Here is a 24397-nt window from a genome sequence, read left to right on the forward strand (position 1 = left end):
TGCCGTGCTCCAGGCTTGGGCCCAATGACATCGAGGCCGAGCTGGTACTGGCAAGCAGGATAAGTCAAACAGCCAGTATCGGGACTTTGCAGAAACTGATGCGGTCCCTCGGAAAAAACGAAATGCCCGGTTTCTGCGCCGGCGGCGCGGATGCGATGGCCGGGAACGCCTTGTGGTGCGCGGGTGGTGCGCGGGTGCGGGGTGGCGGTGCGGCACCCTTCGGCCGGCGCTTTACTTTTTCCTAAGTCCTGAGTTTGAAAAACGTGATTTTCAAACGAGGTGGGCTTCATCAAACTGGCCACCGTCGATGAGCGATGTCTCCAGGGCGCCAGTACGCCTTGCCGTCGAAGCTTCCGTGCCGGGGCGACTGACCGGGGCGATCATTCTTAGGAAATTCAAATGTCAGTGGAAAAAATCAACACCGTGGTGGTCGGTGCTGGCCAGGCGGGCATCGCGATGAGCGAGCATCTCGCGCACATGGGTGTGCAGCATGTCGTGCTGGAACGCAGCCGAATCGCAGAACGCTGGCGCTCGGAACGTTGGGATTCTCTGGTCGCGAATGGACCGGCCTGGCATGACCGTTTTCCCGGGATGAAATTCGAGGGCATTTCGCCGGAGACCTTTCCGTCGAAAGAGCGCATGGCCCAGTATTTCGAGAGCTATGCCGCCATGCTGAAGGCGCCGGTCCGTACCGGCGTGGAAGTCAGGCGGGTGGAACGGCATCAAGGACGTCCCGGCTTCAGGGTGACGACATCCGACGGCATCATCGACGCAGACAACGTCGTTGCCGCAACCGGCCCGTTCCAGACGCCGGCCTATCCGAAGATCGTGCCCGAGAGCGAAAAAATCCGGCAGCTGCATTCCTCGGCCTACAAGAATCCGGGCCAGTTGGCGGAAGGCGGGGTGCTCGTGGTGGGCGCGGGCGCTTCCGGCTCACAGATCGCCGAAGAGCTGCGCCAGGCCGGCAAGACGGTTTATCTCTCGGTCGGCGAGCATTACCGTCCGCCGCGCGCGTACCGTGGCCGGGACTACTGCTGGTGGCTGGGCGCCCTCGGGCTGTGGGATGAAGTGAGGATCCGGCCCAAGAAGGCGCACGTCGCTTTCGCCGTGAGCGGCTATGAAGGCGGCAAGACCGTCGATTTCCGGCGCCTGGCGCACGCGGGCATCAACCTGGTCGGCCTGACCCAATCCTACAAGGATGGCGTCATGACGTTCGAGCCAGGCCTGCCCGAGAACATCGCCGAGGGCGACCGCGCCTACTTCGACGTGCTGCGCGAAGCGGATGCCTATATCGAAGAGAATGGCCTGCCGTTTCCGCCGGAACCTGACGCCTGGGAGCTGCTGCCGGACCCGGAGTGCCTCAAGCACCCGATCCTCAGCCTCGACCTCGCTGACGCCGGCATCACCACGATTCTCTGGGCGACCGGTTTCAAGTTTGATTTCAACTGGCTGAACGTGAAGAATGCCTTCGACGAGAAGGGAGATCCGTTCCACAAGCGCGGCATCTCCGCGGAAAGCGGCATCTATTTCCTGGGCCTGCCGAATCTGGTCAACCGGGCGTCGTCCTTCATCTATGGCGTCTGGCACGATGCGAAATACATCGCTGACCATATCGTGCTCCAGAACGGCTACATGACGTATGAGCGGTCTTGAGCTTGTTCTTGAGGCTGCACGGTGACCTGTCATTGGTAACGAGGTTGCACGCACGAGCTGCCGGATCGGGTGATCCGGCAGCTTTTTGTTTTTCTCAAGGGAGTTCCCATGGCCGAGATGACGTGCATTGAAGACCTGCGCAGGCTGGCGAGAAAGCGCGTGCCGCGCATGTTCTATGACTATGTCGACGGCGGATCGTGGACCGAATATACCTACCGTGCCAACGAGGCGGATTTTCAGCGTATCGAATTCCGCCAGCGCGTGGCGGTTGACATTACCGAGCGCAGCACCGCCAGCACCATGGTGGGCCAGCCGGTCAGCATGCCGGTGGCGATCGCGCCCACCGGGTTGACCGGCATGCAGCACGCCGATGGAGAAATCCTGGCCGCGCGCGCGGCGAAGCGGCACGGCATCCCGTTCACCTTGTCCACCATGAGCATCTGCCCGATCGAGGCGGTGGCGGAAGCGACCGGACGCCATCCGTTCTGGTTCCAGTTGTATGTGCTGCGCGACCGGACCTTTGTCGAAAGCCTGATCGACCGTGCCAGGAATGCCAATTGTTCGGCGCTCGTGGTCACGATGGACCTGCAGGTCTTCGGCCAGCGGCACAAGGACAAGAAGAACGGTCTGTCCACGCCGCCCAAGCCGACCCTGCGCAACCTTGTGAACATGGCGAGCAAGCCGCGCTGGTGCATGGGCATGCTGGGTACCAGACACCGTCAGTTCGGCAATATCGTCGGGCATGCCAGGGGCGTCGACAATATCGGGTCGCTGGTGGAGTGGACTCAGGAGCAGTTCGATCCGCGTCTGTCCTGGCAGGATGTTGAATGGATCAAGAAGCGATGGGATGGGAAGCTGATCGTCAAGGGCATCCAGGACCCCGAGGATGCGCGGCTGGCGGTGGCAAGCGGCGCCGATGCCATCATTGTGTCGAACCATGGCGGGCGCCAGCTGGACGGCGCCGCGTCATCGATCTCCACATTGCCGCGCATCGTGGAAGCCGTCGGGGATCGGGTGGAAGTCCATATGGATGGCGGCATCCGCTCGGGCCAGGATGTGCTCAAGGCTATCGCGCTCGGGGCGCGTGGCACGTATATCGGTCGCGCCATGATGTATGGCCTGGGCGCCCTCGGCGAGCAAGGCGTGACCACGGCCTTGAACATCATTCAGAACGAGCTTGATCTCTCCATGGCGTTTTGCGGCAAGACGGATATCCAGTCGGTCGACCGGAGCATCCTGCTGACTTCATTTTGATAGCGTCCTGAGGCGTCCGGGCCGAAGCTGGCCAGGATGCCAGGACTTATTGACAGAGAAATTCGACGAGGCCGGCCAGCATGCGGTCGCAGGCTTCGATCTGCGCCAGCTCCACATACTCGTCGGCCTTGTGTGCGACTTCAATGCTCCCGGGCCCGCAGATCAGCACTGGCGTTTCGTTCCAGCTCTGCTGGAACAATCCCCCCTCGCTGCCATAGTCCACCCTGGCGCATGGGGTGCCCGCGGGGAGCAGCGAGGCAAGCAGGCCGACAGCAGGCGAATCCTCGCGCGTGTTCAGGCTGGGATAGCTGTTCGTCATCTGGATGTGTGGCAAGGGCGCCGCAGGATCCAGCGCCTCATTTTTGACGCGCTCGGCCAGGCGTTCCAGGACGCGCTTCAGGATCTCCTCAGGTTTATCTTCCGAGACGTTGCGAATCTCGAAGCTGACTTCGCATTCGCTGGGCACGATGTTCAAGGCGCGGCCGCCGTGGATGACGCCGGCGTGGACCGTGCTGTAGGGCACGCCGTAGCCCTCCTCGCGCGGGCCGCTTTGCGCCAGTTCACGCTGCACGTCCCGCAGGGATGCGACGAGGTCGCTGGCCATGTGGATGGCGTTGAAGAACCTGGGCGCCAGGCCTGAGTGGCCGGCCTGGCCGCAGCAGACTGCCCGGTAGGCAGCCTTGCCCTTGTGACCGGTGCCGATCCGCATCAGGGTCGGCTCGCCGACAATGCACAGGTAGGGTGCGGGGAGGCTGTTCTCCAGGCGGCGCAGCAGGTGGCGCACGCCAACGCAGCCGATTTCCTCGTCGAAGGACAGCGCCAGCTGCAAGGGGCGCTGGAGCCGCCGCCGGGCGGCTGCCACCATGGCGGTGACGGCGCAGGCCACGAAGCCTTTCATGTCGGCTGTGCCGCGTCCGTAGATGCGGCCATCCCGGTGCGTTGCCTCAAAAGGGGGTGAAGTCCAGGGCTGGCCTTCCACCGGCACCACATCGGTATGACCGGAGAGCAGGACGCCCGGAACGCCCACCGGACCGACCGTCGCAAACAGATTGGAGCGGCTGGGGTCTTGCGGGTCGGGCGCGAGCATCGATTCGATGCCGGCTTCCGCCAGGATGTCCTGGACCGTGTTGATGAGCGCGATGTTTGGCGTCAGGGAAACCGATGCGAAAGAAATGAGCGTTTCCAGGAGAGCGACGCTTGCTGAGGAGGCTTGATTTTCCATCTCTGGCCCTTCTTGAGGGGGCATTGCCAAAACACGGCATGGCCGATGCGGCTGGCGCTTCAGGACGCCGATTTCAGCGGCGCTGCGATATGGGGATCGAAGAAACTTGGAGCGCTCATTCCGGGGATGTATTGGTCGGAGATATAAGCGCGGCAGCGTTCCATGAAGATTCTCGTCAATCTTGACTGTTTCATCGGCTTGTAAGTCGCCAGGCCGAGCAGCATGGGCCGATGGGTACCGGCAAGGCGGACCCGCACCATGCGCTTTCCATCGAGCGACTGATCGGATTTGGGGCGCACATTGAAGAGTGCGTAGCCAATGCCGTTGGCGACCATGGACCGGACCACTTCCGTGGACTGCGAACGCGCCGCGATGTTCGGCGTCACGCCGGCCTTTTCAAACAGGGAGGTGAAATAGTCCCGGCTCATCGGCATATCGAGCAGGACGTAGGGTTCGGGCGCCAGCTCTTCGAAGGAGACGACTTTCTGCTGCGCCAGCGGATGGACCTCGCTCACCAGCACATAGGGCGGCATTGTCGCCAGGCTCTCGAACTGGATGTCGTCCTCAAGGTGCAGGTCGTAGGTGATCGCCACGTCGATCTCAAGCGCATGGAGCTTGTTCATCAAGACTTCCTGATCGCCTTCGACCATCTGCAGCTCGATCTTATTGAAGGCGCGCGAAAAGCCGAAGATAACCTCGGGCGCAATCATTGCCGTGAGCGACTGGAAGCTTCCCACCCGCAAGGTGCCCTGGATGACGTCGCTCGAATCGGAGGCGATTTCATAGAGTCGGGACGACCGTCCGAGCATGTCTTCGCAGTGATGCAGGACCAGCTTGCCGATGGTGGTCAGGCCAATGCCCTTGGAAGAATGGCGCACGAACAGCTGCACGCCCAGTTCGGCCTCGATATGGGCGATCGCTGCGGAGATCGAGGGAGAGGAGATATGGATTTGCGTCGACGCAGCGGCGATGCTGCCATGCTTCGCCGTTGCGACGAAATACTCCATCTGGCGCAGGGAAATGCGATTGAGCATGTCGAGATCAGGAAAAGGGGAACGGTCCAGTGTACTGGAGAAGGTTTGCCCTTTCGAGTGCCGGCTGCCTGGCCGGCGCTGTCACGCTTCATTCGATGCGTCGGACTGGTCACAGGTTTCCGGGAACGCCAAAGCTGGGCGCCGCACGGGGATCGAGCGCCCGCTTGACATAGTCCTTCAGCTGCGGCGCATAAACCTCCCAGGCGGCATGGAGGGCCTCGACCGGATCGTTTTCTACCCAGTCCAGGCGCAGATCCACGACAGGCCAGTTTTGGGCATCGTACACCAGCAGGCCTGCCGAGTGCACCGGACCCTCCTCGCCGCCGGCGGCCTGGCCGGCGAGCATGGCCTGCATCAGCCGTTCCGCGAGCGCGCCTTCGGTCTGCTCGAAGGCCGACAGCATGGCCTGGGGCACGTCACGCGTCGCCAGCATGTTGCCCGCGCATGCGGCATGGCTGCCGACCACGCTTGCCAGGGTGCCCAGCGCCTTGGCACCGGTGAATACCACTGGCGGGTTGTGCGCGTCGATGGCCATGAGCTGGCGATACTCGATATGGGGGCGCTTCTGCAACTCCGCGAGGGCGCGTTCCGGCGTCAGGCCGCTGGCCATCAGGTCCAGCGCGAGGGGCCCCAGATCCGGGTCGGTAATGTTCTGGCTCGCGGCGGCGCCGACCCCTTTGCGGCCGCGGATGCAGCGCGAGGCAACCGCCGGTGACGAGGACGCCACGGCGGCGCCGAACTGGCCGGTGGCGGGGCACCGTGCAATGATGGAGAAGGTCATGGCAGCTCAGTCGGGGATGACAGCGGTGGCGTCGATCTCTACCAGCCACTCGGGGCGGGCCAGAGCCGATACGACGATGCCGGTCGAGACCGGGAAGACACCCTTCAGCCAGCGGCCCACGACGCGATAGACCGCCTCGCGGTAGCGCGGGTCGATGATGTAGATCGTGATCTTGCAGATGTCCTCGAGCTCGCCGCCGGCTTCCTTGAGCAGCATCGCGATATTGGCCATGGCCTGCTCCGCCTGTCCGGCGACGTCCCCGATGCACACGCTCTCCGAGGTGTCGAGGTTCTGGCCGATCTGCCCTCGCAGAAAAACGGTACGGCCGCGCGCGACAACGGCCTGGCAAAGGTCGTTGTCCAGGTTCTGTTCCGGGTAGGTGACTTTGGTGTTGAAGGTGCGGATGCGGGTATGCTTCATGGTCGATTCGGATCGATTCGGCAGGTGGCGGGAGATTGGGGGCGATGCACCCGACTGCATGGTCATGTGCAGCCGCTGGCGGCGCCATTTGTATTTTCCTGTCGGCCGTTTAGGAATTTCCGAATACCACCGAACCTCACACGGCCGCTAACCTGCTCCAGACGGCGGAACCATCCACAACCCCATCGGGAAATGTGAGGCACCCCTACGAAAAAGCCGACTTGGCCGCCTGGTACGACTTTCACATCATAGGCTCCGTAATTCGAAGTCATTGCGTCAACGTGATTGCGTCAGCAACGCATCTCTTCTTGTGATTGCATTGCCCGGTGGCACGTTCCAGCGTATTTCCAGTTCTATCAGATGTTTATCTTTTCGATTGGGGGTTAGTAAATGACGATTCGCAAGCTTTTGGCACTTTGCGCGCTCTCCGCCACGCTTGGCAGTACCGCGGCATGGGCCCAGGAAGCCTTGGTGGTGAGCACCTGGGGCGGCAGTTTCCGCGACCTCATCGATGAAAGCATCGGCAAGGAATTCACGCGGCAAACCGGGGTGCCGGTCAAGTACATCACGGGCGGCACCATCGACCGCCTGAACAAGGCGAAGCTTGCCTCCAAGCCCGAGAGCGACGTTACCTTCACGACTTCCCACGTCGGCTGGCTCTACGCCAACGGCAATCTGTTTGAAAAGCTGGATACGAGCAAGATTCCGAATTACAAGCATCTGGTCGAGCGCGCCAGGATCAGCCCGTATCACATCGGCAGCTGGGCCTATGTCTACACCATCGGTTATCGCGCCGACCTGGTGCCGCCCAGCGTCAAGTTCGAGAGCTGGAACGACCTGTGGAGCCCGGCCCTGAAAGGCAAGATCGGCGTGCCCGACTTCGATCCGAGCCATGTGGTCGCGGTTTCGGCCATGCTGTCGGGTGGCGATGCGCAAAGCTGGGAAAAGGGGCAGGACAAGCTCAAGGCGCTCAAGCCCAACTTCAAGGCGTTCTATACCAATGACGCCAATGCGCAGCAGTTGATCGCCACCGGCGAAACGCCCGTGCAGGTCATCCTGTCGATCAACGCCTATCACATGATCAGCCAGGGCGTTCCCGTCAAGTTGGTCACACCCAAGGAAGGCGCGGTGCTCGGCATCGATACCATGGCCATCACGAAGGGCTCCACCAAGGCCGATCTGGCTTACAAGTTCATGAACATCGCCTTGTCCCCGGAAGTCCAGTCGAAGATCGTGGCCTTGAAGAAGGCCAGCCCCGTCGTCGACGACGCCAAGGTTTCGCCTGAAGACGCCAAGCTGCCCGGCGTGTTCACAACGAAGGAGCAGTGGGACAAGGCCATCCTCGTGGACCACAAGCTGCGCGCCGAGAAGACTGCGGAATGGCGCAAGTGGTTCACTGAAAACGTCATGAACTGAACCCGACAGTAAGAGTATGGAGGGAGGGTCGCCGCGGCAATGCACCGCGCCGATCCTCCCTCGCCGATTGAGCATCTGGAATAAGGTTTAAGAATGCGCCCCGATTCACGAGCCTGGTTGGTCTCCCCGGCAGTACTTGTCGCGCTGTGCATCGCAGTATCGTTGATTGCGGTCCTGCAGTTCAGCTTCCGGGCGTATGTGCCCGGCTCCCTGGATGTCGGCGGATTCACGTTCGCCAACTTCAGCGACCTGACCAAGTCGATTTATCTCGACGCGTTCTCCAACACCTTGTGGCTGAGCGTGGAGACGACCGTGTTTTCGCTGCTGGTTGCGTACCCGCTGGCCTATGCCCTGGTGCGCGTCAGGAGCCGGGCGCTCAAGTCCTTCATTCTCGTGGTGTCCATCACGCCCCTGTTTCTGGGGGAAATCGTCCGGACCTACTCCTGGATTGCCGTCCTGGGCAGCAATGGCTTCATCAATGGCACGCTGCGAAAGCTCGGCCTGATCGACTGGCCACTGGAACTCATGTTCACACACCTGGGCGTGCTGGTCGCGCTGGTGCACGTAACGATTCCCGTCGTGGTCCTGATGCTAGCCACGGCAATTTCGCATATCGACCGCGACTACGAAAAAGCCGCCCAGAGCCTGGGTGCCGGCCCGGTCAGGACCTTCCTCACGGTCACGCTTCCGCTTTCGATGCCGGGTATCCTGGCTGGCATCACAACTGCGTTCGCCTGGACCTTCAGCGCCTTTGCGACGCCTCAGATGATTGGCGGAGGCCGCGTGCCGACGGTCTCGACGCTGGTGTACCAGCTTGGCTTTGCTTCCATGAACTTCCCGCTGGCGGCCAGCCTGAGTGTGATGGGCTTGCTGCTCACGGCCGCAGCGCTCTTTTCCCTGGGGCTGTTCACCAAGCGGCTGAAAGCCGTTGGAGGCCACTAAAATGAGAATCAAAAGCGCTCTGCCTTTGCCGCTGCGTGTCGCGGGCCCGCTGCTCGTCGCCATCCTGCTTGCATTCGTGCTGCTGCCGGTGGTGGTGGTGACCATCGCCGCCTTCAACGAAAAGGCGATCATCACTTTCCCGCCTGAATCCTATTCGCTGACATGGTTTGCACGCGTCTTCAGTTATCCGGATTTCCAGGATGGATTCCGTGCCAGCCTCGTCATCACCGGATGGTCCTCGTTCATTGCGCTGGTGATCGGGACCTGCCTGTCGATTGCCGTCAAACGGCTGGAATTCCCCGGCAAGCAGACGCTGCTGGCCATCCTGCATTCTCCGCTCGTGGTGCCGCACTTCACGCTGGGGCTGGGCCTGCTCATCCTGGTGTCACAGGCCTCCATACACCGCTCATATGACGTCGTCATCCTGTGTCACGTGATGCTGGTGCTGCCGTTCGTGCTGAAGAGCGTCTATGTTTCGATGGAAAACCTGGACGCAAAGCTGGAACAGGCGGCAGCAAGCCTCGGTGCGTCGCCGCTGAAGGTGCTTTTCACGATTACGATTCCGCTGCTCGCGCCGGGGCTGTTTGGCGGCTGGTTGTTTGCAGCGATCATGTCGTTCAGTGAATTCACCGCATCGCTTTTCGTCACAACGCAAGACACGCAGACACTGCCCGTTTCCATGTACAACTATGTCCGGGAGTTTGCCGATCCGACGCTGGCCGCGCTGTCAGTCGTCTATATAGCCGTGACGGCTAGCGTGCTTGCCTTTGCGAACTATTTTCTGGGCTTGGGGAAAATCCTCAATATCGAGCAAGGGCATTGACCGGCATGCGCTGCTGAAAGCCGTGCTGGCGGTATGGACCGCTAGCACGGCAGCTCGGGGGAGCTGCAAGCTGGAATGCCGTCCGTATACTGCCAAGCTGAAGCCCTCGTCAATGCTGCATCAGCCGCGCCGTCTCCGCTCGCGCGCGTGCGTACTCCCCAGCCAGCACATCAACCAGTTCATCCACGGGAAGCACCCCATCCACCCCCGAAACGCTGTGCCCGGCGCTCCAGATGTCGACCCAGCGCTTAGGGCCGTGCGCCTCCCGGCCATGCTCGCTGAAGAGTTCGCGGGCACGCTCGGGAGACACCTTGCCCTGCAGGGTCTGCGGGTCCAGCCCCGCCGCCACGATGGAGGGTCGCAGCATGTTGGTATCCAGTCCCGTGAAGGCCTGGGTCAGCAACACGTCGTCGAGCCGGCTGTCCACCAGCATGGCCTTGTAGTGGTCGGCGCCCAGGCTTTCCGGCGTGGCGATGAAGCGCGTGCCCATCATGCCCAGATCGCAGCCCAGCGTGCGGGCCGCCCACAGCGCGGCACCGTCGGACATGCCGCCCGACAGCACGATGGGGCCGTCGAACATCCGGCGTACGGCACGTACGAAGGCAAAGGGGTTGGCCCAGCCGGTCTGCCCGCCGGCCCCGGCCGTGAGCAGGATCAGACCATCGGCACCCGCCGCCAGCGCCTTCTCGGCATGGCGGATCGATGCCACGTCGGCGAACACCAGGCAGCCGATATCGTGCAGCGGCTGGATAACGGCTTCGGGCGAGCCTACGCTGGCGATGACCATTTCCACCCGGTGGCGGACAAGGACCCGCAGGTCCTCATCCAGCGTGGCCTGGCGCCGCATGATGATGTTGGGGCAGACCGGCGCGACCGGGCCGGGCGCCTCGGCGCACCGGGCCTTGATCTGGGCAAGCCAGGCGTCCAACTGCTCGGCACCGCGGGCGTTGACCGTGGGAAACGCACCGATGACGCCGCTGCGGCATGCGGCGGCCACCAGGTCCGGGCCGGACACACGCAGCATTGGCGCGGCAATCAGCGGCAGGCGCAGGCGCGATGCCAGCGATGAAGGCAAGCTCATGCAATCCTCTCCATCAGATGCTTGGGCATCCGCACATCATGCGGTGGCCCAAGCCATGTCAATCTGTTAGTCCCATTAGTTTGTATAGCCGGTCTTTTCGATCAGACGGGCAAAGCGCTTGCGCTCCTCCTGCGCATAGAGCCTGGTCTTCTCGGGGTCCAGATCTACTGTCTCGGAGCCGGCGCTGGATTGCTCCACGTAGGCCAGATACTCCTTGGACTTGAGCGCGGCCGAGAATCCCTTGTACAGGCGCTGCACCATCTCGGGTGGCGTACCGGCCTTGACCCCGTAGCCGATCCAGACGTAAGCCGTCGAATCGGCATAGCCGAGCTCGCTGAAGGTTGGCACATCCTGGAAGGCTGGCGGTCTGCGCTCGTGCGTCAAGGCCAGCAGGTGGATCTTGCCGGCGCGGAAGAATTCGCGCGCGGCGCCGGCGTCGATGATCATTGCGTCGACATTGCCGCCGACCACGTCGTTGAGCGCGGGCGCCGGGGCCTTGTATTGTACGTTGTTGAGCTGGATGCCGAGGTCGCGCTGGATCATCAGCGCCAGCAGCTTGTAGTAATGCCCGCTGTAGGTGGCCAGCGATGCCTTGCCCGGGTTGGCTTTGGCGTAGGCGACGAACTCGGCCAGCGACTTGTGCCTGCCCGCCTTCACGACCAGGGCGGCACCGCCGCGCACCGAGGTGATGACGGGCTGCAGTTGGGTTTCGGGATTGAAGCGCAGGCTCTTGTTGACCAGCGGAACAATCACCATGTTGCTGGGCGAGAGCATCAGTACGCGCGTTCCGTCGGCCGGTCCGTTCAGCACGTATTGCGTGGCGATCATGGTGTCGGCGCCTGGCTTGTTCTCGACGATCACCGTGCGCTGCAGTTCGCGGGACAGCACATCGGCAAGGATACGCGTGCTGGTGTCGGCGCCTGTGCCGCCGCCCAACGGCATGATGATGCTGATCGGGGTCTTGTCCTGCGCAAGCAGTGGCGAATGCGCTGCCCATGCCGTGGCCGCCGCTGCGGAGCCCAGCAGAAAGCTTCGTCTTTGCATAGTTGTCTCCTCCTTATTCCCGGCTTTCTGGCGCTACTCGCCGGACCAGACCGGCGCGCGCTTGGCCGCGAAGGCGTTGAGCCCTTCCACCCGGTCCTTTGAGTTGAGCGCGACCTGCGCAATCGGCATCTGGTTTTCCCAGGCTTCCAGTTCCTGCCATTCGAAGGCCTTGGACATGATGCGCTTGGACGCGGCCAGCGCCGTCGGGCCGTTCACCAGCAGCGAGCGGGCCAGTGCCATGGCGTTTTCCAGGGTCGCGCCCGGCTCGACCACCCGGTTCAGGATGCCATAGGGCCGCAGGAAATCGGCGTCGTAGATCTTGCCGGTCAGGGCCATCTCGAACGCGATGTTGTAGGGAATCTTCTTGGGCAGGCGGAACAGCCCGCCGCCGACCGCGACCAGGTTGTGCCGGACCTCGGGCAGGCCGAACTTGGCGTTGGCGGCGGCCACCACCATGTCGCAGGTCAGGCACAGCTCGAAGCCGCCACCCACCGCATAGCCCTCGACGGCGGCGATCAGCGGCTTGCGCAGCGGATGCACGAAGCAGCCGAAGCCCCCGCGGCGCAGTCTGGTGCGCTTGACACCGCTGGCCGCTTCCTTCAGGTCGGCGCCGGTAGAGAAATTGCCGCCGGCACCATGGATGACGGCAACGAAGCAGTTCTTGTCCTCGTCAATATCGTCCATGATGTCCTGCAGCGCGATCGCCATCGCGTTGTTGCAGCAATTCTTGACTTCGGGCCGGTTCAGGGTGATGACAGCCACCCCGTCCTTCTTCTCCAGCATTGCAGCTTGCTCGGTGGTCATGGTGCACTCCTCACAGGTTGAACGAGAACCCGCCGTTGACCGGATAGGTCTGGCCCGTGATCCACGAGCTCGATCCCGATGCCAGGAACAACACCATGTTGGCCACGTCCTCAGGCTGCCCCACGCGGCGGATCACGTAGTTCGAAAGCATCTTCTTTTTCCTGTCGGGATCGGCCTCCAGGCGCGCCGCGATCGCCGGCGTTGCCGTGGCGGAGATGGCGACGCAATTGGCGGTGATGTTGTAGCGCCCCAGCGCTCTGGCCGCGCCGCGCATGAAGCCGGCGGCCCCGGCCTTGGCGCCGGAATAGATTTCCAGGTTGGGTTCGCCCACACGGCCGGCGTCGGAGATGATGGTGATGATCCGGCCGGCGTTCTTTTCGATCATGCCAGGCACCACCGCCGCCGTGCAGTTGATGACACCGTAGAAATTGACGCGGATGAAGCTGTCCCAGGCTGCCTCGCCGACTTCCCAAAAATGCTTGCGCGCTTCGGGATCGGGGTTGACGCCCGAATTGCCGGCGTTATTGACCAGGATGTCGATGCTGCCGCCGGCCTCGTCCGTGGCCTGCGCGAACACAGCCTTGACCTGCGCCTGGTCGGTCACGTCGCATACGGCGGCCACGGCCTTCGCGCCCAGTGCCCTGATTTCCTCTACCACTGCCTGGGCCCGCTCGGCATAGAAGTCGTTGACGATGACGGCCCCGGCGCCGCTCCTGGCGAAGTGCAGGGCCACCTCGCGGCCCACACCCTGGCCGGCACCGGTGACGGCCGCGATCTTTCCGTTGAGGTCGGTCAGGTTCAAAGTCATACGTTGCGCTCCTGGTTGTTCCAATGAGGTTGGCGAAGCTCGCGCTTCAGGATCTTGCCGACGGCATTGCGCGGCAGTTCGGCGACATGCACGAAATAACGCGGCCGCTTGTACGATGCCAGCTGCGCTTGCCCCAGCGCGGCCAGTTCATCGCCGGCAATGGGCCGGCCGTTCCTGGATTCGTAGTAGGCCACCACCTTCTCGCCGAATTCTTCGTCAGGCAGGCCGACCACCGCGATGTCGAGCAAGCCGGGGTGCTGGTAGAACGCCGCCTCGATTTCCGCGGGATAGATGTTGACCCCGCCCGAGATAATCATGTCCTTGGCGCGGTCGGTGATGTAGAGATAGCCGTCCGCATCGAGTTTGCCCATGTCGCCCGTGCGGAAGAAACCGCGCGCATCGAGCGTGTCTTCATCCAGCGGCGGCGCGTTGAGATAGTTCCTGATCACGGCCGGGGTATTGACCCAGATCTCGCCGACGGTGCCGCAAGCGCAGGGCTTGCCTTCCTCGTCGCGGATCTCCACTTCCACGCCGTCATAGGGCAGGCCGCTGGAGCCGGGTTTTCGGAAGTGGTCTTCTGCCTTCATGCCGGCGACCATGCCGGTCTCGGTGGAGCCGTAGCCCTCATGCAGCACCGGCCCGAACTGCTCGTGGACCCACTGCTTGATCGCCATGGGTACCGGCGCGGCGCCAATGCCCATGCTCTTGAGGCGCGGCACCTGGCGGCCCGAGGTCTCCTGGTAGCTCTTGAGCCGCTTGTACATGGTAGGCACGCCAGTCCAGTGCGTGACGCCGTGCTTCTCGGCGAGGTCGAACCAATGCGCGGCATCGAAGCGGTTCTGCAGGACCAGCATGGAGCCGTGCGCCATCGCCGCGCGCACCTGCGAAGGGCCTGAGCCGTGATGCAGCGGCATGGACACCAGCACCACGTCGGCCGCCTGGTATCGCTTGTACGCCCCGCCCTGGGCTTCGAGGTAGCGGTTCAGGCGCTCATTGCCCGGCTCGGGCCGCAGATGGCGCGCCACACCCTTGGGCCTGCCCGTGGTACCCGAGGTGTAGATGATCTGCTCGCACAGTTCGTCCATGGCGAGCGGCGCTCCGCCGGGCTGGGTCAGCACGTTCCATTGGCTTGCTGCGCCGGTCGTGGACACCGGAATCATGGCATCCGGCGGCAGCACGGAGATCTTGTCCATGAACGCCTGCGGCTGCTCGTCATCCAGGATCAGCATGCTGGCGCCGGCATTCTCCAGCACATAGGCGACCTCGTCGGCGACCAGGCGCCAGTTGATGCCCAGCAGCCGGGCCTTGAGCTTGGACAGCGCCAGCATCAAGGCCACCCATTGCGACGTGGTCTGCATGCGCAGCGCCACGATGTCGCCGGCGCCGACGCCGCGCCGGGCGAGCTGGTTGGCGATGTTGTCGGCCAGCGTGTTGAGCTCGCGCCAGGTCAGGGTCTGGTCTGCGGCGACCACGGCGGGCCTGTCGGGCTGGACCTGCGCCCAGTGTTCAGGCAAGTTTGGTGCGGTTGTCATCGGGGTGTCCATCCTTCAGCGAAACAGGTGGCGGGCCAGCACGTGGTACTTGTGCACCTCGGTCGGGCCTTCATAGATGCGGGCAGGACGCTGCGAGCGATACCAGTGCGCAATGGGGTTATCCAGCGACACCCCGGCCGCGCCGAAGATCTGGACACCACGGTCGAGCACGCGGCCGACCACCTCGGTAGCCTGCATCTTGATCAGGCTGGCCTCGACGCGCGTATCGTGGCCGGCATCGGCCTTCCTGGCGGCGGCGTACATCATCAGGCGGCACTGGTTGATGTCGATCCACGAATCCACGACCATGGCCTGCACCGCCTGCTTCTGCGACAGGGCCGAGCCGAAGGTCACGCGCTGCTTGGCGTAGTCGGTCATCATTTCCAGCGTACGCATGGCGATGCCCAGGGCGCGCGCGCCCACGCCGAAGCGGGCCTGCGACAAGATGATCTGGGCGTTGCGAAAGCCTTCGCCGCTGGCGCCGATCATTGCGTCCTCGGGCACTTCGCAGTTGTCGAAGATCAGCTCGTTGGTGATCATGCCGTCCAGCGTCTGGATGTCGCGCGACACGTTCAGGCCAGGGTTGGACTTGTCCACCGCGAACATGGAGATGCCGCCGTGCTGGCGCTTTTCCTGATCGGTCACGGCCACGACGAAGATCACCTCGGCGGGGCCGACGCTGGAGATGAAGACCTTGGTGCCGTTGATCACCCACTTGTCGCCCCGTTTAACGGCTTTGGTCTGGATCGCATTGCCGGGATCGGCCCCGCCCGAAGGCTCGGTCTGTGCGAACGCGTACCGCAGCCGGTCGTCCAGGCAGGGATCGAGGTAGCGCTCCTTCTGCAAGCCCGTGGCGTTGAAAAGGAAGGGCGGCACCTGCCCGCCGAAACGCAGGGGCACCAGGCATTGGTAGTTCTCCTCGATGACCGCCAGTTGCTGCGTTACCGTCAGTCTGGCGCCGCCCAGCGTCTCGGGCAGCGTCAGGCCCCACAGGCCCACTTCCTTGGCGGCCCTGGTACCGGGCAGCAGATCCTGCGGGGTAATTTCGCCGCCCTGCAGCTTCCTGGCCTCCAGTGGCATCTGGTGCTTGTGCACCAGCTTGCGTGTAAGGTCCACAATGGCACGCGTGTCCTCGTCGAATTCGACCATGTAGTCGATCATGTGCATGTCTCCTGTTTGAAATTCGCGGTTCAGATGCCCAGCACGTGCGCGTAGCAGACGGCGCCCACGCCTACCATGTGCGCCAGCCCCGTGCGCGCCCGGGGCTGCTGCCGCTGCCCGGCCTCGCCGCGGAGTTGCAGCGTGATTTCGGCGATCTGACCCACGCCAGTCGGACCGATCGGATGCCCCATGGCAATGAGCCCGCCCGATGGGCTCACTGCGACCCTCCCGCCGATGTGGAACTCGCCCGCCTTCAAGGCCGGTATGGCCTGGCCCGGCTTGCACAGGCCCATGGCCTCGAGGTAAAGCACTTCCTCGATCGCGAAGGCGTCGTGCAGCTCGACCACATCAACTGCCGTGGGCGCTACGCCGGCCTCCTTCAGCGCCTGCTGGCAGGTGGCCTGCGTGAGCAGTTCGTCGAACGCTGTAGCGTCCTTGTAAACAGCCTGGCTCCGGGCGGCCGACGACAGCACCCGCACCGCGCGGCCGGGATCGATGCCGTGCGCCTTGATTGCATCTTCGGACATCAGCACCACGGCCGCCGCGCCCTCGCCGACCGGCGTGCATTGCAGCACCGTGAGCTCGCCAGACACCTTGCGCCCTCCCAGTACCTCCTCGAGCGTGCGCGGCTTCTGGCGCTGGGCGTTCGGGTTGAGCGCGCCGTTGTTGTGGTTCTTCACCGCGGCCAGCGCGATGTCGCGCATGTCGGCCCCGGAGCGATGCACGTACTTGTCTGCCAGCAGCGCAAAGTGTGTGAACGGCGCGATGTACTCGCTGGCCAGTTGCTCGATGCCAGCCTGCGTCTCGCCGCGTACCACCGGCGCGCGCTTGTCCACGCCCAGCACCAGCGCGGTATCGGCAAGGCCGCTGGCCACTTCGATGCAGGCATTGCGGAACGCCGTCGAACCGGACGCCGAGGCGTTTTCGACATGGGCGATAGGCAGCCCCGTCGCCCCAAGGTGGCGCAGGATGGGCCGCCCGCAGGCCATGCCCAGCAGCGCCCGGGCAACATAGGCGGTGTCCACGCCGGCGATGGACACGCCCGCGTCGGCCAGCGCCTGGCGCGCGGCGGTCAGGCCCAGCGTCACGTACGACGTATCCGACGGCTCCTGGTAGCGATGCCAGCCTATGCCTACGACGTAGACCGGCCGCAGGTCCTTCAGTGTTCGCTTCATGCCGTCACCCCGAATCGGAATTCCAGAACCGCGGGGTCTTGCCCGCGCTGACGCAGCACGCCATGGACGCGCCGGCCGTGCCAGTCGCCCGCCTCGTGCCCCACGTCCAGCAGGGCGCGCACCACCGGGCCGGCGTCGAGCCGGACCTCGGCCACCGTGAATGGCACTGCAGGCTCCGGCTGGGCATGGATGTGGACCTGGCTGCTGCCGAGCACCCCCCCTTGCGCGGCCAGTTCGATATCGGCCAGTTCGGCGCTGCCGCAGCACTCACAGCCATAGTGCTGCGGTGGGAACGCCACTTCATTGCACGCTGTGCAGCGGACTCCTTTGAGAAAAGGAGTCTGATGGGCGTCCCAACCACAGAGGCTGGGCTTTTCTATCCGGGAAGTTGTCTCGTCTGTCTTCATGTTTTTTCCTCAACTTACTTACCATATGGTCGGTAAGTTTGTATGATTTAGCAAATAGGGTTTTCCGCAGGTCCTGCATTTCCACCCATCCACCTCAACAAGGAGCAGCAGCTTGGGCCCACTCGCAGGCGTCAAAGTGATCGAAATCAGCGGCATCGGACCCGGTCCGTTCTGCGGCATGCTGCTGGCGGACCTGGGGGCGACCGTCATTGCCGTCGAGCCGCCGGAGCGCCTGGCCGCGCCGGAACGGCCTCATGCCATCACCAGCCGCGGCAAGCAATCGGTGGTGCTGAACCTCAAGGACCCTGCCGCCGTGGAGGCCGTGCTGCGCCTGTGCGAGGGCGCCGACCTGCTGATCGAAGGCATGCGCCCGGGTGTGATGGAGCGCCTGGGCCTGGGGCCGGAGGTGTGCCTGCAGCGGCGGCCTGCTCTGGTGTACGGCCGCATGACAGGCTGGGGCCAGCAAGGGCCGTGGGCGCCGCGCGCCGGCCATGACAGCAACTACACCGCCCTCAGCGGCGCCCTGTGGTTTGCCGGGCCGGCCGGTGAACCGCCGATGGCGCCGTCCACCGTACTCGGCGATGTGGCCGGCGGCGCGCTGTATCTGGCGGTAGGGCTGCTGGCCGCGCTGCAGCATGCGCGCAGCACGGGGCAAGGGCAGGTCGTCGATGCCGCCATCGTCGATGGCGCGGCCCACATGCTGAACCTGATGCTGGGCGCCATCCAGCGGCGCGGCGGCGGCTTCGAACGCGGCACGCAGGCTTTTGACAGTTCGCACTGGGCGGCGCAAAGCTACCAGTGCCAGGATGGCGGCTGGATCAACTTTGCGCCGCTCGAACCCAAGTTCTATGCCGAGTTGCTCGCGCGCCTGGGGCTGGACGGCGACGCGCGCTTTGTCCGCGGCCAGAACGACCCCGGCCTGTGGCCCGAACTCAGGCAAGCCATGGCCGCACTCATGCGCTCGCGTACACGCGCCGAATGGGAGGCTTGCCTGGGTGGCAGTGACGCCTGCTGGGCGCCCGTGCTGGCGCCGCACGAGGCCGCCTGCCACCCCCACATGGCAGCGCGGCAGAGCTATGTCACGCGTGGCGGCGTGCTGCAGGCCGCCCCCGCGCCGCGGTTCTCGGCCACGCCGCCGGAGATGCGGGACATCGCGCCCGTCGGCACCCACACGCGCGAAATCCTGAGCACTCTGGCTCTCACGCCCGATAATCTGGAGAATCTGCTCCGTTCACAAAACGCCTGAATTTGCTTAACTATGACTGCCATGACACCCCATACCGCCCGACGAACCCGTCGCACCCAGGAGGAGCGGCGCGCCACGTCGGAGCTGGCCTTGATCAATGCCGCCATGACGGTCATGCGCGCCAAGGGTGTAGGCGGTATGACGATTGCCGAGGTGGCCGAGACCGCGGGCGTCAGCAAAGGTCTCGTCGTTCACCTGTACGGCAACAAGCAGGCCCTGCAACTGGCCGTGCTGACCGAGTTGCGCACCGATTTCGCCAAGCGTTTCCAGCAGGCGGAAGGGCACACGGTCGGCCTCGAGCGCCTGCGCAGCTTCATACGCGCGCACTTCGGCAGCCTCAGCAAGCCGGACTCCAACACCCAGGTGTTCTCGGCGCTGTTGTCGGAAGCCATCTTTCAGGATCAGGAGTTCGCCGCAGACGTCGCGAGCATGAACGATGCCACGATCGCCTTCGTGCGCGAGTGCCTGGAGGCAGAACAGTCCCGGGGCACCCGCTTCATCGAGTCCGACCTGGACAGCCTGGCCACTTTCATCGTCGCCAGCATGCGTGGCATCGCACAGGTCTTTTCCATCAACGCTACCGCGAAGACCAAGACTCTGGATACGCAAAAGCTGATGCACCTGTGCGAGGCGATGGTTGATCGCATGGTGGTTTCCGCTTGATGTTCACCTGGCGGTTTCAGCGGCCCATCAGTGCAAATCCAACCGTGCGCTCTCAGGGATAATCATATTCCCTCAATGGGCGTAGCCGATCAGACGCTCCTTCGCCCGGAAAATCCGATAGGGTTCGCGGGGTTACGATGCCTGCCATGGCGCGTAATCGTGCCTTATCGCCGCGCCCCATAGGCGGAGTGGAAGTATCGAGGGTGCATTTCGCAGAATGACCGCTTGCCGGCCAATTCCGGTCCATGGTGATGACACGCGCAACGACAGTGTAGGGTCGAAAAGCGACCACCGGCTCGCGACTGACAGAGGTCATCTACGATTGCCATCGGCTCTCTTTGCCCCACATCTGCAGTATCAAGGGTGCCAGGTCGACGGCCTTTCAATTGGCATCGCAGGCCGTTGGCTTCCCGCCATGGCATACGAAAGTTTGTTTGCGGCATCGACGACTGTCTGCGCCAGCTCCAGCAAACGCTCTTCGCCTAGCCGGGCGGTCGGTCCCGAAATGCACATGGAGCCTAGCAGCCGCCAGTGCAATCCGAAAACCGGTGCCGACACGCTGGAGACTTCGGCCTCGCGCTCGCCGAGCGACAGATGAAATCCACGGCGGCGGATCATTTCATAAAGCTCGCCCGGCTCTCCCGAGAACGCCAGAATGACGCGGCCTGGCGAGCCGCTGTCCAGCGGCAGGGCCGCCCCGATCCTGACGTGATGCCGGATGGCCTGCGGTCCTTCGACCCGGACCAGGCAGGTTCGCTGTTGTCCCTCCCGGACGTAGAACGAAGCGCTTTCGCCGGTCTTGATCGTCAGCTCCCGCAGGACTGGCTCCACCACTTCCTGAACGTTGAAGGTTGCCTGATAGCACGCGCCCAGCCACCCTGCTGCGCGGCCGAGCCGCCAGCTGCCGTCTTCCTTCTGCACCAGGTAGTTGTCCGCCGCCAGCGTGCGCGCCAGCCGCAGCACGGTGGTCTTGTGGATGCCGGTCCGCCGGCTCAGTTCGGCAAGTGAGAGCTGGGGGTCGTTTACCCCGAACGCCTCGAGCACGCGCAGGGCGCGGGTGACCGCTATGACGCCCCCGGCGCCATCGTCGCCTTTTGAGGCGCCCTTTGGATCACTATTCGCATTCATAGAATGAAACGAGGTGCACGGTATGAAACGGCATTGTATGCCGTGAAACGGTCGACCACAATCCGATTCACAACGAAACCGAGATTCGGAGACAGTCATGAAGGCAATTTCCCGTCGCTGCATATTCGTGCTTGCCGCAGGTCTGGTTCTGGCGTCCGCCACTACCCAGGCCGCGCCGCAGTACCCCACCAAGCCCATCCGGGTCATCGTGCCTTTTCCCGCCGGCGGCGGCACGGACATCATCGCGCGAGAAGTCACCAATACGGTGGCCAAGTCGACCGGCTGGGTCTTTGTGGTGGAGAACAAGCCAGGGTCCGGTGGCAACCTCGGGGTGGACGCGGCAGCCAAGGCGCCGGCCGATGGCTACACCATCGTCATGGGGCAGACCAGCAACCTTGCAATCAATCCCTCGCTGTATGAACGGCTGCCGTATGACCCATTGAAGGATCTGGCGCCTATCAGTCTGGTCGCCTCCGCGCCGCTCGTCCTGGTGACGCATGCCAACTCGCCCTACAAGACGATGAAGGACGCGCTTCAGGCTGCCAAGGCAAAGCCCGGAGCGATCAATTTCGCGTCGCCGGGCAACGGCACGGTGGCGCACCTAGGCGGCGAGCTGCTTCAGGGTACCGCGAAGGTGAAGTTCACCCATGTGCCGTACAAGGGCGCAGCGCAGGCGGTCAACGACCTGATGGGCGGCCAGGTCGATCTCTACATGGCATCCGTGCCAACGTTGCTCGGGCATATCAAGAACAACAGGCTGCGGCCGCTCGCGGTGACGTCGCCGAAGCGTTTGCCAGACCTGCCCCAGGTGCCGACAGTCGCCGAGCTGGGCTATCCCGGCTTTGATACCGCGACCTGGTTCGGCTTCGTCGCGCCTGCCGCGACACCGAAGGAGATCGTGGTGCGCCTCAATACCGAGTTCAACAAGGCGCTCAAATCCCCGGAGCTCGCCAAGAAGCTGAATGAACAAGGCGCATCGGTGCTGGCCGGCACGCCTGAGGCGTTCAGCGCGCTGATCAAGCAGGACATCGGACGCTGGGCATCGGTCATCAAGACCTCCGGCACGAAGCTGGATTGACGCCCTTATCTACCTGTCCATTTCATATTGCCGGAGTCCATCATGACCTTGCCCAACATCATCAAATCGTTTGAGCGCGTGCCCGCCGAGATCGTGGCGCGCGCTGCCAGGTTCCAACCGGCGATCCTCTCCGATGTCGGCGGACGCCGCGGCGCTTTGCATGGCCGGATCAGGGCCTTGCGCCCGACCATGAAAGTCGCCGGGCCCGCCTTCACTGTCGAGGTTCGCCCCGGTGACAATCTGATGATCCACGCAGCACTGGCGCTGGCGCAGCCGGGCGATGTTCTGGTCGTCGACGGCAAAGGGGACCAGACCTCTGCGCTGATGGGAACGATCATGATGCATGCCGCTCGCCAGCGCGGCCTTGCCGGTGTCGTCATCGACGGCGCGGTCCGCGACAGCCTCGAGCTCGACGAAATGCAGTTCCCGGTCTTTTCGGTGGGTACGAACCCTAACGGCCCCACCAAGGAAGTTGGCGGGCGCATTGGACACCCCATTTCTGTTGGTGGCGTCACGGTGAACCCTGGCGACTACATCTGCGGCGACGCCGATGGCCTGGTCGTGGTGGAGCGCGAGAAGATCGAAGCCTTGCTCGATGCGGCGGCAAAGAAGGAAGAGGCGGAAGCCAAGCGCATCGCCCAGATCAGGGAAGGCAATACCACCGCGCCCTGGCTGCTGGCATCGCTGGTGACGGCGGGCGTCCTGAAGCAGGGAGAAGCACTGTGACGAACAAGCAAGTCATTATCGTCACGGGTGCCGACCTCGCGCCGGAAGCCCTCGCGCTGCTGGGCGACTATGAAATCGTATTCGCGGGGAAAACGCCCCAGACCGCCGATATTGCAGCCCTGGCAAAGGAGCACAACCCGGTCGGCATTATCGTGCGCTACGGCAGCTTGACCGCTGAAGTCATGGACGCAGCACCAGCCTTGAAAGTGATTTCGAAACACGGCACCGGAACTGACACCATCGATAAAGCCGCTGCGCAGGCGCGCGGCATCAAGGTGGCCGCCGCGGCCGGGGCCAATGCCGCCGCCGTGGCTGAACATGCGTGGGCGCTGATCCTTGCGTGCGCCAAAGCGGTTCCACATCTCAACGATCGCATGCGCCAGGGTCATTGGGACAAGGCGACTTACAAGGCCGTCGAACTGAACGGTTGCACGCTCGGTATCGTGGGGCTCGGAGAGATCGGCCGCCGCGCCGCCGTGGTTGGTTTGGCGATGGGCATGCATGTCACCGCTTTCGATCCTTATGCGGCGACAGTCCCGGAAGGCGTAACGCTTGTCGACCTGCCTCGGTTGTTCAGGGAATCGGACGTGGTGTCGCTGCACTGCCCGTTGACGGAAGAGAACCGTGGCATGTTGAACCGCGAAACGCTGGAGACGTTCAAGGACGGCGCGATCCTGGTCAATACGGCGCGAGGCGGACTCATCGACGAGCCTGCATTGGCCGAAGCGCTGCAGAGCGGCAAACTGTATGCGGCTGGACTGGACAGCTTTGCCGTGGAACCGATGCCCGTGCCGCATCCGTTCCGCGACATTCCCAACCTGATCCTGTCGCCGCACATCGGCGGCGTCAGCAACGCGGCGTACGTGAACATGGGCGTTGGGGCGGCAAAGAACGTCCTGGCGGTGCTGCAAGGCGTGGCTACGCCGGCCTGACCGACGCACGGCTGCATCATCAACTAGAACAGAAGTGTCGCGGGAGGAGCCGACGGACAGTCAGGTCTCGCCCGCAGCACAAGGAGACAAAGGTGTTTTATCGAACCATTGGCTGCCTGGTGGCAGCAACGACGCTGCTTGTCAGCCTGTCCGCTGTGGCGGCGTACCCGGACAAACCGGTCCGCATCATCGTGCCGAACCCTCCCGGCGGCGCCGTCGACGTCGTGACGCGCAAGGTTGCGCAGAAGCTCTCCGTGCAGACGGGGCAGAGCTTCGTCGTGGAGAACAAGCCGGGCGCGTCCGGCACGATCGGCACGTCCCAGGTCGTGAACGCACCCGCCGATGGCTACACGCTTCTGGCGAACGACAACTCCTACACTACCCTCCCCTATGTCTTCAAGAAGCTGAACTGGGACCATCAGACCGCTCTGGTCCCTATCGCGCCGTTCGCATTTTCGCCGGTGGTGCTTGGCGTCAAGGCCGATTCGCGCTTCAAGGACCTGGCTTCGCTGGTCAGCTATGCCAAGGCGCATCCCGGAGAGGTGACATTTGGCACCGGCGGCCCCGGTAGTTCGCCGCATTTTTCTGCCGAGGCGTTCCAACAGGCCGCAGGTATCAAGCTGATGCATGTGCCGTACAAGGGGGCTGGCGAGGCCATGGTCGGGCTGCTGTCCGGTAGCGTGGATCTGCTGGTCGTGTCGACCCCGACCGCGCTGGCGCCGGTCAAGGGTAATCAGATGCGCCTGCTGGGCATCAGTGGCAAGACCAGGGTGGATGTGTTCCCGAGCGTCCCTACATTCGCTGAGGCTGGTGTACCCAGCTTCAGCCTATTCAACTGGTCAGGCCTTGCCGCGCCGAAGGGCACGCCGAACGATGTCATTACGCGCCTGCAAACGGAAATCCAGAAGGCGCTCCAGGCGCCCGACATGAAGACCTTCCTTGCGCAGATGGGGTCGCAGCCGGGCAACCTGGACAGCCCCGCGTTCGCGCAGCTGATCCAGCGCGAAACCGCGCAATGGGCAACGGTTGCGCAAAAGGCGCATATTGAGAAGCAATAACCAGGAGCG

24 protein-coding genes are annotated in these 24397 nt (G+C 63.6%); 11 read left to right on the plus strand and 13 right to left on the minus strand.

Going from position 1 to position 24397, the window contains the following annotated elements; genetic code table 11:
• Nucleotides 1-399: 399 nt before the first annotated feature.
• Nucleotides 400-1653 (plus strand): flavin-containing monooxygenase, encoded by a 1254-nt coding sequence (locus AC3WVS_RS07105; RefSeq protein ID WP_427309073.1) that lies wholly within the window; start codon nucleotides 400-402, stop codon nucleotides 1651-1653.
• A gap of 108 nt (nucleotides 1654-1761) precedes the next feature.
• Entirely contained in the window at nucleotides 1762-2907 is a 1146-nt protein-coding gene (locus AC3WVS_RS07110; RefSeq protein WP_492317991.1) for an alpha-hydroxy acid oxidase, read from the plus strand.
• Nucleotides 2908-2953: 46 nt separating this feature from the next.
• Here AC3WVS_RS07110 and argE read toward each other — a convergent pair whose 3' ends face one another.
• The 4 genes from argE to AC3WVS_RS07130 all read right to left on the minus strand — a co-directional run bounded on the left by argE (nucleotide 2954) and on the right by AC3WVS_RS07130 (nucleotide 6364).
• Nucleotides 2954-4129: an acetylornithine deacetylase gene (argE, locus tag AC3WVS_RS07115; RefSeq protein WP_492317992.1), complete on the minus strand. Its 1176-nt coding sequence runs from the start codon at nucleotides 4127-4129 to the stop codon at nucleotides 2954-2956.
• A 59-nt stretch (nucleotides 4130-4188) separates the two neighbouring features.
• Nucleotides 4189-5163, minus strand: coding sequence for a LysR family transcriptional regulator (locus AC3WVS_RS07120; RefSeq protein ID WP_354681834.1), 975 nt, complete (start codon nucleotides 5161-5163; stop codon nucleotides 4189-4191).
• 109 nt (nucleotides 5164-5272) lie between these two features.
• Complete coding sequence (locus AC3WVS_RS07125; protein WP_492317993.1) at nucleotides 5273-5944, minus strand: DUF1028 domain-containing protein; 672 nt, start codon at nucleotides 5942-5944, stop codon at nucleotides 5273-5275.
• Between the two features lie 6 nt (nucleotides 5945-5950).
• Nucleotides 5951-6364: a RidA family protein gene (locus AC3WVS_RS07130; protein WP_010812548.1), complete on the minus strand. Its 414-nt coding sequence runs from the start codon at nucleotides 6362-6364 to the stop codon at nucleotides 5951-5953.
• A 390-nt stretch (nucleotides 6365-6754) separates the two neighbouring features.
• Between AC3WVS_RS07130 and AC3WVS_RS07135 the strand changes: the two genes are divergently transcribed.
• The 3 genes from AC3WVS_RS07135 to AC3WVS_RS07145 all read left to right on the plus strand — a co-directional run bounded on the left by AC3WVS_RS07135 (nucleotide 6755) and on the right by AC3WVS_RS07145 (nucleotide 9545).
• On the plus strand, nucleotides 6755-7780 hold the full coding sequence (locus AC3WVS_RS07135; protein ID WP_354681836.1) for an ABC transporter substrate-binding protein: 1026 nt from the start codon (nucleotides 6755-6757) through the stop codon (nucleotides 7778-7780).
• Nucleotides 7781-7873: 93 nt separating this feature from the next.
• On the plus strand, nucleotides 7874-8722 hold the full coding sequence (locus AC3WVS_RS07140) for an ABC transporter permease (protein ID WP_026163914.1): 849 nt from the start codon (nucleotides 7874-7876) through the stop codon (nucleotides 8720-8722).
• A 1-nt stretch (nucleotide 8723) separates the two neighbouring features.
• Nucleotides 8724-9545: an ABC transporter permease gene (locus AC3WVS_RS07145; RefSeq protein ID WP_492317994.1), complete on the plus strand. Its 822-nt coding sequence runs from the start codon at nucleotides 8724-8726 to the stop codon at nucleotides 9543-9545.
• Between the two features lie 109 nt (nucleotides 9546-9654).
• Here the strand turns inward: AC3WVS_RS07145 and AC3WVS_RS07150 are convergent, their stop codons facing one another.
• From AC3WVS_RS07150 to AC3WVS_RS07185, 8 genes are all read right to left on the minus strand, one after another.
• Nucleotides 9655-10626, minus strand: a complete 972-nt coding sequence (locus AC3WVS_RS07150; protein WP_492317995.1) for an NAD(P)H-dependent flavin oxidoreductase — start codon at nucleotides 10624-10626, stop codon at nucleotides 9655-9657.
• Nucleotides 10627-10701: 75 nt separating this feature from the next.
• Nucleotides 10702-11670 (minus strand): Bug family tripartite tricarboxylate transporter substrate binding protein, encoded by a 969-nt coding sequence (locus AC3WVS_RS07155; RefSeq protein ID WP_492317996.1) that lies wholly within the window; start codon nucleotides 11668-11670, stop codon nucleotides 10702-10704.
• 33 nt (nucleotides 11671-11703) lie between these two features.
• Nucleotides 11704-12474 (minus strand): crotonase/enoyl-CoA hydratase family protein, encoded by a 771-nt coding sequence (locus AC3WVS_RS07160; protein WP_492317997.1) that lies wholly within the window; start codon nucleotides 12472-12474, stop codon nucleotides 11704-11706.
• Nucleotides 12475-12484: 10 nt separating this feature from the next.
• A complete protein-coding gene (locus AC3WVS_RS07165) occupies nucleotides 12485-13282 on the minus strand; it encodes an SDR family NAD(P)-dependent oxidoreductase (RefSeq protein ID WP_492317998.1) in 798 nt (265 codons plus the stop codon).
• The gene (locus AC3WVS_RS07170) at nucleotides 13279-14814 is read right to left on the minus strand and encodes a class I adenylate-forming enzyme family protein (RefSeq protein WP_492317999.1); all 1536 of its coding nucleotides are present in this window, start codon (nucleotides 14812-14814) and stop codon (nucleotides 13279-13281) included. The genes AC3WVS_RS07165 and AC3WVS_RS07170 overlap by 4 nt, the downstream gene beginning before the upstream one ends.
• A 15-nt stretch (nucleotides 14815-14829) precedes the next feature.
• Nucleotides 14830-15975 carry an acyl-CoA dehydrogenase family protein gene (locus AC3WVS_RS07175; RefSeq protein WP_492318000.1) on the minus strand — a complete coding sequence of 382 codons (1146 nt, stop codon included), beginning with the start codon at nucleotides 15973-15975 and terminating at the stop codon, nucleotides 14830-14832.
• 29 nt (nucleotides 15976-16004) lie between these two features.
• Nucleotides 16005-17150: a thiolase family protein gene (locus AC3WVS_RS07180; protein WP_492318001.1), complete on the minus strand. Its 1146-nt coding sequence runs from the start codon at nucleotides 17148-17150 to the stop codon at nucleotides 16005-16007.
• Nucleotides 17147-17557: a Zn-ribbon domain-containing OB-fold protein gene (locus AC3WVS_RS07185; RefSeq protein WP_492318002.1), complete on the minus strand. Its 411-nt coding sequence runs from the start codon at nucleotides 17555-17557 to the stop codon at nucleotides 17147-17149. Before AC3WVS_RS07185 ends, AC3WVS_RS07180 begins: the two co-directional genes overlap by 4 nt.
• Nucleotides 17558-17669: 112 nt before the next feature.
• On the opposite strand from AC3WVS_RS07185, the gene AC3WVS_RS07190 reads away from it, so the two are divergent.
• Nucleotides 17670-18803: a CaiB/BaiF CoA transferase family protein gene (locus AC3WVS_RS07190; protein ID WP_492318003.1), complete on the plus strand. Its 1134-nt coding sequence runs from the start codon at nucleotides 17670-17672 to the stop codon at nucleotides 18801-18803.
• 21 nt (nucleotides 18804-18824) lie between these two features.
• Nucleotides 18825-19466, plus strand: a complete 642-nt coding sequence (locus tag AC3WVS_RS07195) for a TetR/AcrR family transcriptional regulator (RefSeq protein ID WP_492318004.1) — start codon at nucleotides 18825-18827, stop codon at nucleotides 19464-19466.
• Nucleotides 19467-19823: 357 nt separating this feature from the next.
• Here AC3WVS_RS07195 and AC3WVS_RS07200 read toward each other — a convergent pair whose 3' ends face one another.
• On the minus strand, nucleotides 19824-20594 hold the full coding sequence (locus AC3WVS_RS07200; RefSeq protein ID WP_492318005.1) for an IclR family transcriptional regulator: 771 nt from the start codon (nucleotides 20592-20594) through the stop codon (nucleotides 19824-19826).
• Between the two features lie 97 nt (nucleotides 20595-20691).
• Between AC3WVS_RS07200 and AC3WVS_RS07205 the strand changes: the two genes are divergently transcribed.
• From AC3WVS_RS07205 to AC3WVS_RS07220, 4 genes are all read left to right on the plus strand, one after another.
• Nucleotides 20692-21672 carry a Bug family tripartite tricarboxylate transporter substrate binding protein gene (locus tag AC3WVS_RS07205; protein WP_492318006.1) on the plus strand — a complete coding sequence of 327 codons (981 nt, stop codon included), beginning with the start codon at nucleotides 20692-20694 and terminating at the stop codon, nucleotides 21670-21672.
• A gap of 42 nt (nucleotides 21673-21714) precedes the next feature.
• Nucleotides 21715-22398, plus strand: coding sequence for an RraA family protein (locus tag AC3WVS_RS07210; protein WP_010812580.1), 684 nt, complete (start codon nucleotides 21715-21717; stop codon nucleotides 22396-22398).
• Nucleotides 22395-23330 (plus strand): hydroxyacid dehydrogenase, encoded by a 936-nt coding sequence (locus AC3WVS_RS07215; protein ID WP_492318007.1) that lies wholly within the window; start codon nucleotides 22395-22397, stop codon nucleotides 23328-23330. The genes AC3WVS_RS07210 and AC3WVS_RS07215 overlap by 4 nt, the downstream gene beginning before the upstream one ends.
• A 92-nt stretch (nucleotides 23331-23422) precedes the next feature.
• Nucleotides 23423-24388, plus strand: a complete 966-nt coding sequence (locus AC3WVS_RS07220; RefSeq protein WP_492318008.1) for a Bug family tripartite tricarboxylate transporter substrate binding protein — start codon at nucleotides 23423-23425, stop codon at nucleotides 24386-24388.
• The last annotated feature ends 9 nt before the right edge of the window (nucleotides 24389-24397 follow it).

This window comes from Cupriavidus sp. CPT47-8839-RL05A, from assembly GCF_058792255.1.

What these genes read in the sequence shown, in the direction of transcription:
- AC3WVS_RS07105 (WP_427309073.1), top strand. Translation starts at nt 400, where the DNA reads ATGTCAGTGGAAAAAATCAACACCGTGGTGGTCGGTGCTGGCCAGGCG.
- AC3WVS_RS07110 (WP_492317991.1), top strand. Translation starts at nt 1,762, where the DNA reads ATGGCCGAGATGACGTGCATTGAAGACCTGCGCAGGCTGGCGAGAAAG.
- argE (WP_492317992.1), bottom strand. Translation starts at nt 4,129, where the DNA reads ATGGAAAATCAAGCCTCCTCAGCAAGCGTCGCTCTCCTGGAAACGCTC.
- AC3WVS_RS07120 (WP_354681834.1), bottom strand. Translation starts at nt 5,163, where the DNA reads ATGCTCAATCGCATTTCCCTGCGCCAGATGGAGTATTTCGTCGCAACG.
- AC3WVS_RS07125 (WP_492317993.1), bottom strand. Translation starts at nt 5,944, where the DNA reads ATGACCTTCTCCATCATTGCACGGTGCCCCGCCACCGGCCAGTTCGGC.
- AC3WVS_RS07130 (WP_010812548.1), bottom strand. Translation starts at nt 6,364, where the DNA reads ATGAAGCATACCCGCATCCGCACCTTCAACACCAAAGTCACCTACCCG.
- AC3WVS_RS07135 (WP_354681836.1), top strand. Translation starts at nt 6,755, where the DNA reads ATGACGATTCGCAAGCTTTTGGCACTTTGCGCGCTCTCCGCCACGCTT.
- AC3WVS_RS07140 (WP_026163914.1), top strand. Translation starts at nt 7,874, where the DNA reads ATGCGCCCCGATTCACGAGCCTGGTTGGTCTCCCCGGCAGTACTTGTC.
- AC3WVS_RS07145 (WP_492317994.1), top strand. Translation starts at nt 8,724, where the DNA reads ATGAGAATCAAAAGCGCTCTGCCTTTGCCGCTGCGTGTCGCGGGCCCG.
- AC3WVS_RS07150 (WP_492317995.1), bottom strand. Translation starts at nt 10,626, where the DNA reads ATGAGCTTGCCTTCATCGCTGGCATCGCGCCTGCGCCTGCCGCTGATT.
- AC3WVS_RS07155 (WP_492317996.1), bottom strand. Translation starts at nt 11,670, where the DNA reads ATGCAAAGACGAAGCTTTCTGCTGGGCTCCGCAGCGGCGGCCACGGCA.
- AC3WVS_RS07160 (WP_492317997.1), bottom strand. Translation starts at nt 12,474, where the DNA reads ATGACCACCGAGCAAGCTGCAATGCTGGAGAAGAAGGACGGGGTGGCT.
- AC3WVS_RS07165 (WP_492317998.1), bottom strand. Translation starts at nt 13,282, where the DNA reads ATGACTTTGAACCTGACCGACCTCAACGGAAAGATCGCGGCCGTCACC.
- AC3WVS_RS07170 (WP_492317999.1), bottom strand. Translation starts at nt 14,814, where the DNA reads ATGACAACCGCACCAAACTTGCCTGAACACTGGGCGCAGGTCCAGCCC.
- AC3WVS_RS07175 (WP_492318000.1), bottom strand. Translation starts at nt 15,975, where the DNA reads ATGATCGACTACATGGTCGAATTCGACGAGGACACGCGTGCCATTGTG.
- AC3WVS_RS07180 (WP_492318001.1), bottom strand. Translation starts at nt 17,150, where the DNA reads ATGAAGCGAACACTGAAGGACCTGCGGCCGGTCTACGTCGTAGGCATA.
- AC3WVS_RS07185 (WP_492318002.1), bottom strand. Translation starts at nt 17,557, where the DNA reads ATGAAGACAGACGAGACAACTTCCCGGATAGAAAAGCCCAGCCTCTGT.
- AC3WVS_RS07195 (WP_492318004.1), top strand. Translation starts at nt 18,825, where the DNA reads ATGACACCCCATACCGCCCGACGAACCCGTCGCACCCAGGAGGAGCGG.
- AC3WVS_RS07200 (WP_492318005.1), bottom strand. Translation starts at nt 20,594, where the DNA reads ATGAATGCGAATAGTGATCCAAAGGGCGCCTCAAAAGGCGACGATGGC.
- AC3WVS_RS07205 (WP_492318006.1), top strand. Translation starts at nt 20,692, where the DNA reads ATGAAGGCAATTTCCCGTCGCTGCATATTCGTGCTTGCCGCAGGTCTG.
- AC3WVS_RS07210 (WP_010812580.1), top strand. Translation starts at nt 21,715, where the DNA reads ATGACCTTGCCCAACATCATCAAATCGTTTGAGCGCGTGCCCGCCGAG.